The 15880-nt window shown below is 39.8% G+C and carries 12 protein-coding genes and 1 riboswitch; of the genes, 9 read left to right on the top strand and 3 right to left on the bottom strand.

Annotated features, from left to right (window positions below):
* The first annotated feature begins 242 nt into the window (after positions 1-242).
* A riboswitch (purine riboswitch) is annotated at positions 243-344 on the top strand.
* Between the two features lie 77 nt (positions 345-421).
* From F1560_RS14745 to F1560_RS14705, 9 genes are all read left to right on the top strand, one after another.
* Entirely contained in the window at positions 422-1495 is a 1074-nt protein-coding gene (locus F1560_RS14745) for an NCS2 family permease (protein WP_149475416.1), read from the top strand.
* Positions 1496-1519: 24 nt separating this feature from the next.
* Positions 1520-2059 (top strand): phosphoribosyltransferase family protein, encoded by a 540-nt coding sequence (locus tag F1560_RS14740; protein WP_149475415.1) that lies wholly within the window; start codon positions 1520-1522, stop codon positions 2057-2059.
* 262 nt (positions 2060-2321) lie between these two features.
* Complete coding sequence (locus tag F1560_RS14735) at positions 2322-3257, top strand: ABC transporter ATP-binding protein (protein ID WP_149475414.1); 936 nt, start codon at positions 2322-2324, stop codon at positions 3255-3257.
* Positions 3232-3969, top strand: coding sequence for an ABC transporter permease (locus tag F1560_RS14730; protein WP_149475413.1), 738 nt, complete (start codon positions 3232-3234; stop codon positions 3967-3969). Before F1560_RS14735 ends, F1560_RS14730 begins: the two co-directional genes overlap by 26 nt.
* Before the next feature lie 81 nt (positions 3970-4050).
* Positions 4051-4512 (top strand): LytTR family DNA-binding domain-containing protein, encoded by a 462-nt coding sequence (locus tag F1560_RS14725; protein ID WP_149475412.1) that lies wholly within the window; start codon positions 4051-4053, stop codon positions 4510-4512.
* Positions 4502-4930, top strand: a complete 429-nt coding sequence (locus tag F1560_RS14720; RefSeq protein ID WP_149475411.1) for a DUF3021 domain-containing protein — start codon at positions 4502-4504, stop codon at positions 4928-4930. The genes F1560_RS14725 and F1560_RS14720 overlap by 11 nt, the downstream gene beginning before the upstream one ends.
* 108 nt (positions 4931-5038) lie before the next feature.
* On the top strand, positions 5039-5563 hold the full coding sequence (locus tag F1560_RS14715) for a type 1 glutamine amidotransferase domain-containing protein (RefSeq protein ID WP_149475410.1): 525 nt from the start codon (positions 5039-5041) through the stop codon (positions 5561-5563).
* 24 nt (positions 5564-5587) lie between these two features.
* Positions 5588-6733, top strand: a complete 1146-nt coding sequence (locus F1560_RS14710) for a conserved virulence factor C family protein (RefSeq protein WP_149475409.1) — start codon at positions 5588-5590, stop codon at positions 6731-6733.
* Between the two features lie 140 nt (positions 6734-6873).
* Entirely contained in the window at positions 6874-8859 is a 1986-nt protein-coding gene (locus F1560_RS14705) for an acetoacetate--CoA ligase (RefSeq protein ID WP_149475408.1), read from the top strand.
* A gap of 333 nt (positions 8860-9192) precedes the next feature.
* On the opposite strand, the gene panF is transcribed toward F1560_RS14705, so the two are convergent.
* The 3 genes from panF to F1560_RS14690 all read right to left on the bottom strand — a co-directional run bounded on the left by panF (position 9193) and on the right by F1560_RS14690 (position 15411).
* Positions 9193-10632, bottom strand: coding sequence for a sodium/pantothenate symporter (gene panF / locus F1560_RS14700; RefSeq protein WP_149475407.1), 1440 nt, complete (start codon positions 10630-10632; stop codon positions 9193-9195).
* Positions 10633-10638: 6 nt separating this feature from the next.
* Complete coding sequence (locus tag F1560_RS14695; RefSeq protein WP_245347914.1) at positions 10639-10911, bottom strand: YhdT family protein; 273 nt, start codon at positions 10909-10911, stop codon at positions 10639-10641.
* 219 nt (positions 10912-11130) lie between these two features.
* Complete coding sequence (locus F1560_RS14690; RefSeq protein WP_149475405.1) at positions 11131-15411, bottom strand: 5'-nucleotidase C-terminal domain-containing protein; 4281 nt, start codon at positions 15409-15411, stop codon at positions 11131-11133.
* Positions 15412-15880 lie beyond the last annotated feature (469 nt).

Below are 15880 nucleotides of genomic sequence, written 5' to 3'. Positions count from 1 at the left end.
GGATTAAGTCCAGTCGATTACCGAACTCAATCCACCCAATCAGCTGCATAATAAAAACTCTAACTTATAGGGGTAAGCACCTGTGTTGCGGTCTATTTTAATTGCCCCTTGTAACTTACTTATCGAATCCTGTCATCCACCCCTGTAATATGTAATTTCCATCCATGAACCAGTTTCATTTTATTATTTTTCATTTTATTGTTCAAAAATCATACGTTTTGTAATATAATCTATTTATCATTCGTAAATAACAAACAATACCTCATATATTCTCAGTAATATGGTCTGAGAGTCTCTACGGAGTAACCGTAAATTACTCTACTATGAACGGTGCTACTATGAAAAGACCGTTTATTCAAACGGCTTTTTTTATTGATACAAACACCATTCATTAACTTGAGGCAAGAAAAGGAGCAGCAAGATGGAATTAATACTTAAAGATATTCTCGCAGCAATTAGTGGTGTACTTAACGGACTCCCACAGGGGTTACTAGCCCTAACGTTTGGATTTGCATCTGTACCAACCGCTTTAGCATTTATTGTCGGAGCGTTCGGAAATGCCATGACAAGTAACGTTGCAGTTGTTTCCTTCCAAGCAGAGACAATAACCGTTGCCGGCACGATGGGCAAGGATATGCGTGAACGTTTGTCGATGATCTTCTATGGTGCATTCATTTTAATCATCATTAGTTTATTCGGGCTGATGGAACAAATCGTTTCATGGATTGGTCCAGTTATTACAAATGGAATGATGGCCGGAGTTGGCTTTATGCTCGCTAAAGTAGCATGGGACATGGCAAGGAAAGATCGTTTAATCGGCGTTTCCTCTTTTGTTAGTGCACTTGTCGTATACATTGTAACGAAGGATCTCGTATACACAATTACCATTTCCGTCATTCTCTCAAGCATCGTTTATTATTTTATGAAGAAAGATACACCCGATTATTTAAAGAGAGAAATCGATGATCGCTTTAAACTGCAGAAATTAACGCTCAATCCAATGGTAATCCGTGGTGCCTTAGCGTTAGTTTGTTTAAATATCGGAGCCAACATTGCTTTCGGAAAAATTAACGGCGAAATCGCCTCACAAGATGTAAATATAGATACATTAACCATTATTAGTAGCGTAGCCGACATGGCGTCAGCACTTTTTGGCGGTGGACCAGTTGAAGTAATCATATCCGCAACAGCTAGCGCTCCACATGCCGTATGGTCCGGTGTGTTAATGATGGTACTAATGGCTATCATTCTTATCTTTAAATTACTTCCGAAAATCGGAAAGTATGTACCAAGTGCTTCGATTGCAGGATTTCTATTCGTCCTAGGAGCAATCGTCACATTACCTGGCAACGCAGAGGCAGCACTATCAGCCGATGCTGCAGGTTCCAATATCGTCGGTGGTATTACGATGATTGTAACTGCTATTTCCGACCCATTTTTCGGATTACTTGCAGGTGTTATCATGGAATGGCTATTAGGAATCTTTGGTATATAAAATATTATTGGAGAGTGTATTTTAATGAAAACTTATGAGCTTAAAGTTGCTGGCTTAAAACGTGACTTACCAGTTATCCAAATTAAAGAAAATCTAAAAATCGCAAGTTTTGTTATTTTAGGTGATACAGAAATAGTTGCTACGACTGCACCATTAATTGCAGATAAATTGCCTAAAGTTGATATCCTCGTTACTGCAGAGGCAAAGGGAATTCCTTTTGTTTATGAGGTTGCGAAACAATTAAACATGACAAAATATATTGTAGCAAGAAAAAGCGTGAAAGCCTATATGAACAGTCCCATCGTCCATGAAGTCGAATCAATTACAACTCAAAAAACACAAACATTATGTTTGGACATGCAAGATGTCGATTTCATAAAAGGTAAACGGGTCGCGTTAATCGATGATGTGATTAGTACCGGTGAATCCCTAAAGGCATTGGAAGAATTAGTTGAAAAGGCCGGAGGAAACGTTGTTGCCAAAGCAGCCATTTTAGCTGAAGGTGACGCAGCAAACCGTGATGATATTTTATTTTTAGAGAAATTACCAATTTTCATGGACTGACTTAAAATGACCTAGCTGTTCGCTAGGTCATTTTTTTCAACCCTTCCCCGTCGCCGTGCAATAACCGAGTATAAACCCATTAGTCTCGCGCAGCACCATCTCATCACTCAACTTCCACATAGCCCCGCTAAAAACTTTCATACATACAATCTGTTCACTCATACATTAAACATATCATGTTAGTTCAAACCCGAATTCATAAAAGATTATTCTTGTTATACTTCTGATAATAAATCGAAATCAAGAATTAGGAGGAGATATCATGTCTAAAGCCGTTGCTGAAGTGCATCAAGTAACGAGGAAATTTGGTAAGACAACCGCAGTAAATAATGTTTCCTTTACCATCGAAAAGGGATCTACTGTAGCAATCCTAGGACCAAATGGTGCAGGAAAAACCACGATTGTTTCCATGATGCTTGGATTAATCGAACCTACTGAAGGATATATTCACTTATTCAATAAGAACCCGAAACATATTTCCGTTCGTGAAAAAATAGGAGCGATGCTACAAGATGTGAGTGTCGTAGATAAGTTAAAAGTTCATGAAGTTATCGCCCTCTTTCGAAGCTATTACCCTTCCCCACTCTCCATGGCGGAATTAATTGCTTTGACCGGGTTAGAGAAGAAAGACTTAAACAAATGGGCTGACAAATTATCAGGCGGACAAAAACGACGGGTTGGTTTTGCCCTTGCCCTGACAGGAAATCCAGATCTTGTCTTCTTTGATGAACCAACAGTTGGACTCGATATTACTGCAAGGCGATTATTCTGGGAAAAAGTAAATGCATTAAAAGCAAAAGGAAAAACAATTATTTTTACCACACATTATTTACAAGAAGCAGATGATGTGGCAGAACGAATTATTTTATTCAACCGTGGTGAAATTATCGCGGACGGACACCCAAATGCTATTAAACAACAACTCGCCATCCGAAATGTATCCTTCCAATCAGACGACACAGAAAAAGCGATTCAACAATTACAAAGCCTCCCAGTGGTTAGCAGGTGTTATCAAAAAGACGAAAGAATTTACGCCGTAACGGAAGATACAGATGCCGTTCTTGCAGCCCTGTTCAAGCTTGATTTAAACGCAAGAAACATCGCAATTGAACAAGGGCGATTAGAAGAAGTGTTTGAATATTTAACGAAACAAAATGAGGAGGCATTAAAAAATGAACAGCATTACAATGCAATGTAAGGTAGAGGTACTGCGCATTTTCCGTAATCCATATTTTGTATTTTGGAGCCTGCTTATGCCAATTGTGTTTTATTTTATTTTCACCAACATTGTGAATACGAATGTTCCCGATGTAGAACTATGGCAAGCACATTATTTAATGTCAATGACTGCCTTTAGTGTGATGGGATCAGCTATTATGACGTTTGGCATTCGCATGGTACAGGAACGCACGCAGGGCTGGTCTTCCTTTATGAAAATAACGCCGTTACCCACTTGGGCTTATTTTACCGCTAAGATGTTCGGGCAAACAGTCATGCACCTATTTTCCGTGATCCTTATCTTTGTTGCAGGTTATTTGATAAATGGCGTTTCGTTAACATTCACACAGTGGTTCTTCTCTGGCTTATGGATTTTGGTCGCCTCCCTGCCATTTCTCGCCATCGGAACACTCGTAGGTGCCATGGGAAAAGTTGAAACAGCTAGTGGCGTTAGCAATATTCTCTATTTAGCATTAGCAATTCTTGGTGGGATGTGGTTTCCAATTTACATTTTTCCTACTTTCCTGCAAAACCTCGCCGAATGGCTTCCATCCTATCATTTTGGAAGCGGTGCATGGGAGATTATTCGCGGGAATTCCCCAAGTTTAAAAAGTGTTCTTGTCTTAGGTGGTTATTTGATTGGGTTTATGGCAATTTCAGCATTGGTGCGGAGGAAGCAAGAAAGTATGTAAACAAGGTTCCAGGTTCGTCATTCTTGCTTTTGCTATATAATTACATTATCTGCTTGCTATATGCCAAAGGGGGAATGGCACTTGAAAATTAATATCGATCTTGATGATAAACATGAGGGAACGCAAATAACGATTCAAGCAAAGGAATGGACTGAGGAGCTAGAAGAGATTGTAAAAGTAATTAAAAAGCGTAGAGCACCCCGATTATTTGCCAGTGAATCTGATCAAACAATTCTACTTGACCCGAGAGAAATCGATTATATCTATGCTGAGCAACGAAAGGTCTTTGCAAGCCTAGCAAATCGCCAATTGGAACTAAAAATGAAATTGTATGAAGCAGAAGAAATTTTAGCTCCATACGATTATATGCGTTTTTCAAAATCCGTTATTGGTAACCTTAATCAAATTGAACGCTTTGAACTATCCTTCAATGGAAATCTTTGTGTTTACTTTCATTCCGGGAATAAAACGTACATCACAAGAAAATATGTCGCACCTATTAAAGAAAACCTAATGAATGGAGGGAAAGCGAATGGTGATTGAAATCCTAAAAAGAACGATGATTGGACTAGGATTTGCATGTATGTTCACATTTATTGCACTAACCATTATTGTCATTCACGATCATCCCACCTCCGTTTCAGAAATTTGGATGCATATGCTTGCTAGCATGACAATCGGCGTTTATTTCGGACTATCTTCTTTTATTTATATGGGAAATGAGTGGAGTTATATGAAAAGGAATATCGTGCATTTTAGCGTCTCCATTATTTTCTATTTTACAATCGCCTTTTCCGTCGGCTGGGTTCCGTTTGGAGTTTGGCCAATTATAGGAAGCGTTCTAGCGTTCATTGTTATCTATTCAATCTTTGGTACAGGTTATTACCTCTATTATAAGAAGCTTGAAACTTCCTTAAATGAACAACTTAAAAAAAGAAATGAACATTCGCATAAGCACTGATGATAGGATTGAAATTGCAACCTTGCTCTAATGTTAAAGAATGCTTGATAATCGAAATGACACGCAACCTCTGTTACACTGATTATAATATGAAATGGAGGGATCTACATGCGATTAAAGGACAAAAAAGTAATTGCGCTTGTTGAACATGATTTCGAGGATCTCGAACTCTGGTATCCAATTTTACGTCTTCAAGAGGAGGGTGCGCAAGTCGATCTAGTAGGTGAGAAAGCCAATTATAAATATATTGGAAAATACGGTGTTCCTGCAGAATCTGCTTATGCATTTACCGACATTCAGGCAGCAAACTACGATGCCATTCTTGTACCTGGTGGCTGGGCACCAGATAAATTAAGACGCTATCCCGAAGTATTGGAATTTGTTCGTGACATGGATAAAGCCGAAAAGCCAATCGGACAAATTTGCCACGCTGGCTGGGTGCTTATTTCTGCGAATATTTTACAAGGCAAGCATGTAACAAGCACACCAGGAATAAAGGACGACATGACAAATGCCGGAGCAACATGGAGCAATGAAGCTGTTGTCGTTGATGGCCATATTATTTCCAGTCGCCGCCCACCAGATTTACCACCCTATGTGAAAGCTTTTGCAGATAAGCTTGCAGAAGCATAATCGTTCTGACAGGAGGTATATGAATTGAAAATTGTATCGATTGAACCAACACCAAGTCCGCACTCCATGAAAATAAATGTCAATGAATCCTTACCTGCAGGCGAAAATTATAATTATAACGAAAAAGATAACCTCGAGGACGCACCGAGCTATGTTAAACAGCTTTTTGCTATTGAGGGTGTGAAAAATATTTATCGCGTTGTTGATTTTATTGCACTTGCACGAAACCCGAAAACAGCTTGGGAAGAGCTGTTACCGAAAGTACGTGATGTTTTAGGGACAGAAGAGCCTACTGAAAATCTGACAGCAGAAATGCAGCAGAAGAAAGAAGATGCCTTTGGTGAAATTAAAGTGTTCATTCAACTGTTCCGCGGCATACCAATGCAAGTAAAATTAGAGGATGGTTCAGAGGAAAAACGAATCGGTCTTCCCGAACGTTTTAGCCAAGCAATTATGGAAGCCTCCCCTGCTTCTCCAAATGTGATTATGGATCGTAAGTGGGTTGAGCAGCATCCAAGATATGGAACAATGGAGGAAGTTGGAGAAGAGGTCGTTGAAGAGCTTTCTGCAAGTTATGATCAAGATCGTTTGGATGAGCTGGTAAAACTAGCGTTTGAGGATCAAGAAACAGCAAGCTCACAAGAGGCAAAGCCAGAGAAGCAATTGTCACTTGAAATCCTTGATGATCCAAATTGGAAGGTACGTTATGCAGCTCTTGACCGATTCGATCCGACGCCGAGTGACCTACCATTACTGGATAAAGCGTTAAACGATGAAAAGTCATCCATCAGAAGGCTTGCAACAGCATACCTCGGAATGATTGAAGATCCTGAAGTTCTTCCCTATTTGTATAAAGCACTAAAAGACAAGTCCGTTACGGTTAGACGTACTGCTGGTGATTGCATTTCTGATCTTGGCTTTAAAGAAGCGACATCCCAAATGATTACGACGCTTTCAGATCCCAGTCGAATCGTACGCTGGCGAGCGGCAATGTTTTTATATGAGTTAGGTGATGAAACTGCCATCCCAGCGCTAGAGGCTGCTGCAGATGATCCTGAATTTGAAGTTCGAATGCAAATCAAACTCGCACTGGAACGCATTCAAGGCGGAGAAGAAGCAAAAGGATCTGTCTGGCACCAAATGACACAAGCTACACAAAAAGCTGATTGAGCCATATGTGCCAATCAGCTTTACTCATGCGTATCGCCTTACGATACGGCATACATAGGCATAAGATTTCTGTTCCTTTACACATAGAAAGCGATTTCATATAATAGTAGTAATCATCTTAATTTTCAGGAGGGGATTACGTGGAAAGCGTTAAAGAAGGTACGCTATTATGGCAACCTGATGAACAGAGAAAACAACAATCAAATCTATATAAATATATGAATTGGTTAAAAGAAGTAAAAGGGCTCTCCTTCAATGATTATCATGCTTTATGGGAATGGTCTGTCGACGATTCAGAAGCATTTTGGGAATCCCAATGGGAATATTTTAATATCCAAGCAAAACAACCCTATGATGCGATCCTTACCTCTCGTGATATGCCTGGAACGAAATGGTTTCCTGGGGCTATGATTAACTACACAGAGCATGTTTTTAGAGATAGAGATGATAACAAACCTGCTATTATCCATGCATCAGAACATCGGGCGACACAAGAGGTGACATGGGGGCAATTATATAAAGATACAGCTGCTTTACAACAGACACTAAAAAAATTAGGCGTTCAAAAGGGCGATCGCGTTGTTGCCTACGTACCAAACATTTATGAGACAGTTGTAGCCTTCCTAGCAACAGCAAGTCTCGGAGCAATTTGGTCAAGCGCATCGCCAGACTTTGGCACACAAAGTGTTATTGATCGGTTTAAACAAATTGAACCAAAAGTAATGATAACAGTTGATGGATATAGCTACAACGGAAAAAATTTCGACCGCACGGAGGTTGTAGCGAACATTCAAGCAGCATTACCAACGATTGAAGCTACCGTCTCCATCCCTTATTTGAATGAACAGACAGATTTTAATAAGCTAAAAAATCCGATCCTTTGGTCAAAGGCGACTACGATTAATGGAGACGAAGCCTTAACGTACGAATACGTTCCATTTAATGATCCTCTATGGGTGCTTTACTCATCCGGAACGACAGGAAAACCGAAACCTATTGTGCAAAGTCAGGGTGGAATTTTATTAGAACATTTAAAAGCCACGACCTTCCACATGGACTTAGGAGAGGATACACGCTTCTTCTGGTTTACTACGACAGGCTGGATGATGTGGAACTTTCTCATCGGCGGTTTGCTAACTGGAAGTACAATTATCCTCTACGATGGAAGCCCAACTTACCCGGATAATAGATGGCTTTGGAAGTTTGCTGAACAGACAAAAATGACGGCATTTGGCACAAGTGCTAGCTTCCTAACAGCAAGTATGAAAGATAACTTGGAGCCCGGAAAGGAATTTGATTTAACAAATCTGTCTAATATCAGCTCTACTGGTTCTCCCTTGCCGCCCGAAGCATTCGGGTGGTGCTATGACCATGTAAAGAGCGACCTATGGATTGCCTCTGTTAGCGGCGGGACGGATGTGTGTACAGCATTTATTTTAGGTGCACCGATTCTTCCAGTGTATGCAGGTGAACTACAATGCATGGGGCTTGGCGCTAAAGTGGAAAGCTTCAATGATCAAGGAAAACCGGAAATAGATGCAATTGGAGAACTCGTACTAACGGAGCCCTTCCCTTCTATGCCAATTTATTTCTGGAATGACCCTGATGGTAGTCGTCTACATGAAAGCTACTTTGATGTTTTCCCAGGAATTTGGTGTCATGGTGACTACTTAAAAATTACAAATCGTCATACTGGAATTATTTATGGGCGCTCAGACGCAACGATTAACCGTGGCGGTGTTCGCATCGGTACGAGTGAAATTTATCGAGCTGTCGATCAAGTAAAAGAGGTTGCTGATAGTTTAATAGTTGATATCCCAAACCAAGACGGAGGTTCAGCAACACCACTTTTCATCGTTATGAAGGACGGCACTGAATTAACTGAGGAAATCTCCGGGCGCATTAAAACACAAATTCGTACCCAATGCTCACCACGTCATGTACCGACTGGAATCTATCAAGTTACCGACATACCGAAAACACTTAACGGTAAAAAGCTTGAAGTACCTATTAAGAAAATATTAATGGGTAAACCAGTTGAGCAAGTTGTCAACAAAGGGTCGCTAAGCAATGAAAAGGCGCTTGATTACTTTGTACAGTTTGCAAAAGATAAAATGAAGGTGTAAAAGGGCCTCTCCTGCTTTTTTTAGCAGGAGAGTTTGTTTGGTTGCGTTATTTTTTTGGTATGGAGCTTAATAGCCGGGAGATGTGCTATATTTCTATGAATGGTGCTTTAATCGACGGAAGATGTGCTATATTTCCAAGAATGGTGCTTTAATCGACGGAAGATGTGCTATATTTCCAAGAATGGTGCTTTAGTTGCCGAGAAATGTGCTATATTTCTAAGAATGGTGCTTTAGTTGCCGAGAGATGTATTTCTACGTTTAGAGAATTAGCAAATAAAAGATTTAAAAAATACCAGCCCCTAAAGGCTGATATTTTAAAAGACAACAATATATTCATTCTTCTATAACCAATTGCTTTTTCTGCATCAATAGACTCGCAGTAACATATGCAATAAACGCGATCACAATAGATGTTACAACTGAGTGCATTCCAAATGGCTGTGGATAAAAGGATTCAAATAGGATGTAGCTTCCAACACCAAAGATCATGGATGCGATAGCTCCATATTTATTCCCCTTCTTCCAATAGAGTCCCATGACAATCGGCCAAATAAACGCTGCTTCTAGACCACCCATTGAGAATAGATTTAACCAAATAATTAAATCAGGCGGATTTAAGGACATCACGATAACAGTGATGCCGAGCACCGCTGTCACCCACATACTTAAATGCTTCACCTTTTTCTCCTTTGCAGTAGGTTCTATGTAATTTAAATAAACATCTTTTACAATGGTCGAGCTAACTAGTAATAATAATGAATTTACAGTTGTCATAATCGCTGCCATTGGAGCCGCAAGTACAATTCCGGAAAGCCAGTGCGGCAATACAGTTTGCGCGAGAAGCGGCATTACGGTATCCCCAACTTCTACACCTGGTATAACCGGTCTTGCAAACACACCAATCAAATGCATATTGAGCATAATAAAACCAACAACAATCGTACTTATAATAATTCCGCGGTGCATCGACCTTGAATTTTTATAGGACATAGCACGCACAGCAATTTGCGGAAGCGCAACAACACCTACACCAACCAGTACCCAGAACGAGGAAACATATGCAGGTGTCAAATCAGCATTGGCACCAAATGGCGTTATTAAATTCGGGTTTTCTGCTGCAAGATCCGAAATGATCGCAGGCACTCCTCCACCGGCGATAATAACTGCAATGAGTAAGATTAACGTTCCCGCAAACATTACAATTCCTTGAATTGCATCTGTTATCGCGATCGCTCGAAACCCGCCAATAATAACATAAACGAGTACGGATATTGAGAAAATAAACAATGATGCAATATAGGATAGTCCTGTCAAAGATTGAATCAAACGCCCGCCGCCAATCCATTGGGCAGACATCGCAGAAAACAAGAAAATTAAAATACTTAATGAAGACAATAATACGACCCATTTGGACCCGTAACGACTTTTTAAAAAGTCGACAATTGTTACCGATTTATATTTCCGCGTTACAATGGCAAACTTCTTCCCTAGAATCATTAATACAAAATAACCTGTAGCGATCTGTGTTGTAGAAAGCAACACCCAACCAAGACCCTGGTTATAAGCTGCTCCTGGTCCACTTAAGAAGCTACTAGCACTTCCATACGTCGTTACCATTGTCATCGCTAGCACAAACCCGCCTAGGCTTCTTCCCCCAAGAAAGTATTCTTGTAGAAAAGAATCCGTTCGCTTCACATATTTTCCTGCCCACATACCAACTGAAAATACAATAATTAAAAATAAAACTAATGGTAATATTGCTTGCCAATTCATAGCTGTTTAAATCTCCTTATCCTCTAATTCATCTAATGGAATATCCGTAAAAAATACGTTTACAACAAACCATATCAGTAGCACCATTACAACAAAGCCAAGGACACAGCTATAAAAAAACCAAGCAGGTAATCCAAGAACATAGGTGTATTCAGCCGGATCTTTACTTCCTAAGCCATAAGCAAATCCGTACCACCAAATGAAGTTAATAATGACAATTCCAATCCCTATTAATGCTTCTTTATTTGCAATTTTATATCGATAATCATCTTGATTCATGTTCGTTTTTTTCATTTTGAAGGTACCTCCTTTGTCATACTAACCATATTATATGAACTAGAAGGGATATGTAAACAATGGTTGTCCATTCTATATGGGAGAATGAACTACAAACATAGATATCATCAAATAACAAAAAGGGGTCAACCATAATAAAATGATTGAACCCTTCTCATTACGGAGCAATCAGTAGTGCCCCTACCTTTTATTCTATAAAATCTACTGTACGATCTTTTTCCGCTTAACAAGATAGATAGCTGCACCAATCAGTATAAAAAGCACTCCTAAAATTACATAGTTAAATGTGTTCGTTGCTGTATTTGGTAATACATTTCCGCTTCCTGTATTCGTTGAGCCGTTCGAACCATTTGTTCCACCTATCGTACTTTGGTTACCAAGAACATCCTTCTCGTCTTCATCATCCTTAGAAGCTTCTAATTCAAAAACGGCAAATGTACTGAAATGATTCGTTCCTGCGCTTATTTTACCATTTTCATAATTTCCACCAACAACCTTCCAGCGATTATCAGCTTCATTCAGATAAAATAGTTTCATATTTTCTTCATTTCCAACCTGCGTTGCATCTACTTGGAATGTTAATATTATCGCATCTTCGAACTCACTTATTCGCTGATCTCCTTGTATAATAGCGAAATCATAGACATTGCTTAGCGCATCTGCAACCGCATCGAGTCTTTCAATTACAATCGCGACCGCTTCATCGCCATTTGTAAATACGGAAGCTGGAATTTCTAAAGAAACATCGCCTTTTTCAATAAGCAGAACTGCGTTTTTAGCTTTCAATTCCTTTACTTGCTCACTGCTTAATACAATCTCTATCATGCTTAGGTCTGCTGATTCATTTAAATCAATAATGACTATTCCATTTTCCGCAATTGTATCCAATGCGTCATCTGCAAGAGTAGCTTGGTTTTTTTGAACAATTGGTTTAACTGTTATCGTTTTATCGGAATCGCCTGGTTGTTCCTTATCTTTATCATCATCGCCGGGGGTCTCTGGATCTTTTGGATCTTCTGGGTCAGGATTTTCTCCTGGATTTCCTGGTTCTTCTGGGTCAGGGGCTCCTGGAACTTCATCCGTTTCTGTAATTCTTCCCTCTGCTCCATATACTATTGGATTCGATTCGGTACTGTTTAAATGTTTAACAAAATCGACCGTTGCTTCAATATCTTCGGGACCCATGATTGGATTTTTCCCTAAATCTTTTATCGGCCCATCAGAGGTTCCCATATAATTATTTACCGTTAATGTATACACTGCATCTTCATCAATTGGTGTCCCATCTGGAAATGTGATAGTGACAACTTCATTCAATTCCTTATTCCATATATAATGCAGCCCGGCTATACTATAATCCGGCCCATAAATTGGGGATAACTGTTCATTAATAATTGGGTAAAGGTCTGCTCCTGTCACCTCAAACGTCATTAATGTGTTGCCGAATGGTTGAATATTGTACAGGTTACCCCACGTTACTTCACCTGCAAGCAAGCTGTCTCTAATTCCACCACCATTCATCATGGCAAAATCACTTTCCATCGACCAGTTCATCGCATCTGCAAGCAGATTTCCTAGGCCATGATCCCCGTCATTCGTATAGCTACCTGTTAAATCTTGCGCATTATAGCCAATCACTTCATTAATTATTGGCGCAATTCGCTCTGCATACGTATCTAAAATGCCTGCTACTTCTTCATCGGCTGTATAGTCACTTTGTTTCACAAAAACAACTTCTGCTTCTTTTTCGATAATGTCTCCAGTCTCGCGATCAATAACGAGATCAACATCAGCAAACGCTTTGCCATACTCAGATGCTTGGACAATTAATTTATCATCCACAACCGCATTATTAACAACGTGGTTATGTCCTGAAAAAATAACATCAACCGCATCATCAATATTATTCGCTAGATCTGCCGCAGCCCCTGTCACAACATCACCAGTTTGATAGGCTGGTAGATGGGCAAGGACAATAATCGCTTCCACACCTTGATCCGTTAGCTCAGCAGCTGCAGCATTTACCGCTTCTGTTTCATCTGTGAATGCTACATTTTCCAATGAAGCAGGCATGACCATGTTTACCGTTTCAACTGTGTTTACACCAATAAATCCAACTTCGACACCATCTACTTCCGCAATATGGTATGGATCTAAAAAGGGTTCACCTGTATCATCATAAACACAGTTTGCACAAAGCACTGGAAAGCTCATTCCAGCATACCCTTCTGTACCTTTACCTTCTGGATGGTCACCGCCATTGACCATTCGAAGCAATTCATCCAATCCTTCATCGAATTCATGGTTCCCAACAGTACCAACGTCAAAGCCGATTGCTTCCATAATTTCGACAGTTGGTTCATCCTGAAGTAATCCAGAAATTGGTGAGCTTCCACCAATCATATCTCCAGCGTGGACGATTAACGTATGTTCATTTTCTTGCTCGCGTTCTTTCATTGCTGCTGCCGTGTAGTCCATACGCCCATACATATCAAATACGCCATCCCCATCTGGATCGAGTGAATATTCCTGGTCAATTTTTCCATGTAAATCATTTAAGCTTAGCAGCTGAAGTTCTAGTACATCCTCATTTGGAGCTTCTTCCTCGGTAAATGGTGTATAGCCATAGGATTCTGCTTCCTCTTCACTTGTAAAGAAAATAAGTTTATCAACAGGAACGTCTTCCCAACTATTCGGTTCTACATACTCCATTGTTTCTGAGTTTCCAACATACCTTAAAAACCCTTTCTGATCATCGTTCGCACGGAATGCGAATGGTAGTTCAAGTAAAGGATTTTCTGGATTCCAAATGCCCAATCCTGCATCCTTCGCTTCTTTTACAGCTTGTTGATACATTGGGTATGCTTCTTCGTCAACTGGTGCAAGGAAATAAGTAGATGCATAACCTGCTTCGACCATTTCCAGATTAATATTTAATTGATCCTCTTTGCGAATTACTTCCGCCAAAATTCTTCCGTAATCATCTGTCGGTTCATCTCCAACCTTTAAATAAATTTCATCACCAGGCTGAATCAATTCTTGAATATAATCTGTTGCTAAATCTCCATAATACTTTTGGTTTTCATTGATTTCGGCTCGTTCTGGATCTTTATTTTTCGCTGCATACGTTTCTGCAGTATCCATATTCAAAAAGCGTACTCTCGTTTCTCCAAATACAGGTGTTGCAACACGAATTGTATCACCGTCTGTAACGCTTTCTACAGTCGTTTCATAGTAGCCAGCAGAAGTCGGTGGTTCTGGTTGATCTGCAGCTACCTGCAAGTCTCCCTGTCCAGTAGGAATCAGCTGGTACGTATTATATTGACTTACAATTGCGGTAATGTCATACCATAAACCAGCTTCTACTTGAGAAATATCAAGAGCATTTTCCATCACACGCAATGTTGTTCCGTTAAATTCAGCGTCAACTAGGGAAATATTGTATCCACCACCGGCGGGACTACCTGGAATAGTACTAATATAACCATTCACTTGTACAAGCTGTCCTTCATACGATTCCGCAATAGCCGGATCTTGAAGGTCCTCCAATGTTATTGATTGCGCTTCCGGCAACGCTTGATCTGACTCCAATACTTCGATTGAAGTTGGGACAACTTCTTTTAAGCCATTGTAACTAGCTAGTTCCCCAACAACTTGTACACGATCACCTTTTACAAGATCGGGTAAATCCCCTTGTTCATATGAAAATAAATTAATGCCGCCAGTCTCATCTTGTATGTATGTCGTAAACTGTGCTCCGTTACTGATAGCAGCATTATCTACTGTTACAATCCCTTCTACCGTTACATTCGTACCATCACTTAATTCACGTGCATCACCGATTGAAGATACCTCGTCAGGATCAACAGGTTCTTCTGGAGGATCGATTTCCCCAGCACCATCCATCGTATGGCTGCCAAGATATGCAAATGTATTAATCGCATAATCATTCCACTGACCTTGATTATATGTTTCTGAAGGCGCAGTAATCGATGCGTCTCTTACTAACGTAACGTCAGCAGCAAAATTATCACGTACGCCAATTTCCCCAAGCACATCAATGAGCGTATTATCTTTTGTCAACGCTAATACATCATCGCCATTAAAATTGATAACCGATCCATTTTCCTCATCTGCTTGATCTAGAATTGCTTGATCTGCACTAGGGTGGGCAAGAACAATCACATCATTGTTTTCAAGCGTCCCTGAAAGTGTTAGGGTCTGGCTTGCCGAAGAAGCACCATTACTATATAGCTCCACTTGATAGCTCGATAAATCTACCGCACTTCCTGTACCATTATAAATTTCAATTGCCTTATTAAAGGAACTACCTTCAATATACTCCGAAATAAATAAATCCTCTGCTGTCGTTTCATCGCTTTGCGCCGAACCCGTTGTTACAAATCCAGGTGTAATGTTTACTGACAGCATTACCAAAATAAGAAACATACTGAAAACTCTTCTGAAAGCCACACTTTTCATCACAATCCTCCATCTCTTAGGATATTATTTGCTAGATACGAGGACATATGACAAAATCCTCTCTAGCTTCCCTTTAAATATGACATAAGAGGCGCAGTGGTACTATTAAAAAAATGTAAATATATTGTGAATTTAGTCCATTTTAACTACTAAACTGCGAAAACAGTAATATAGCCCCACACAATAATTTATTAAGTGAATTAATAGATGAAAGCATATATAATAAATATTCACGGGGCATTAGCTCAGCTGGCAGGGCTTTTTGGTTTTAATAATAACTTCACTCGTCAACTCCCATTCAGAAAACAGAAAAATACCAATTGATATTACATTGGATTTTAATGTATAATTATTTTTAAAAAGTAATCCCTACCAAAATCTGATACAAAAATCAAAACCACCAGTGTGAACTGGTGGTTTGTTCTGCGGCTGAAAGCCTCTTTTGCCGGCCTCGGCCTAAAAGGCCCAC

It is taken from the genome of Oceanobacillus polygoni (assembly GCF_008304605.1).
Lineage (GTDB): Bacteria > Bacillota > Bacilli > Bacillales > Amphibacillaceae > Oceanobacillus > Oceanobacillus polygoni.
The sequence above is the reverse complement of the archived record's forward strand: the minus strand, read 5'-3'. Positions and strand labels throughout refer to the sequence as shown.

What these genes read in the sequence shown, in the direction of transcription:
- F1560_RS14745 (WP_149475416.1), top strand. Translation starts at nt 422, where the DNA reads ATGGAATTAATACTTAAAGATATTCTCGCAGCAATTAGTGGTGTACTT.
- F1560_RS14740 (WP_149475415.1), top strand. Translation starts at nt 1,520, where the DNA reads ATGAAAACTTATGAGCTTAAAGTTGCTGGCTTAAAACGTGACTTACCA.
- F1560_RS14735 (WP_149475414.1), top strand. Translation starts at nt 2,322, where the DNA reads ATGTCTAAAGCCGTTGCTGAAGTGCATCAAGTAACGAGGAAATTTGGT.
- F1560_RS14730 (WP_149475413.1), top strand. Translation starts at nt 3,232, where the DNA reads ATGAACAGCATTACAATGCAATGTAAGGTAGAGGTACTGCGCATTTTC.
- F1560_RS14720 (WP_149475411.1), top strand. Translation starts at nt 4,502, where the DNA reads ATGGTGATTGAAATCCTAAAAAGAACGATGATTGGACTAGGATTTGCA.
- F1560_RS14715 (WP_149475410.1), top strand. Translation starts at nt 5,039, where the DNA reads ATGCGATTAAAGGACAAAAAAGTAATTGCGCTTGTTGAACATGATTTC.
- panF (WP_149475407.1), bottom strand. Translation starts at nt 10,632, where the DNA reads ATGAATTGGCAAGCAATATTACCATTAGTTTTATTTTTAATTATTGTA.
- F1560_RS14695 (WP_245347914.1), bottom strand. Translation starts at nt 10,911, where the DNA reads ATGAATCAAGATGATTATCGATATAAAATTGCAAATAAAGAAGCATTA.
- F1560_RS14690 (WP_149475405.1), bottom strand. Translation starts at nt 15,411, where the DNA reads ATGAAAAGTGTGGCTTTCAGAAGAGTTTTCAGTATGTTTCTTATTTTG.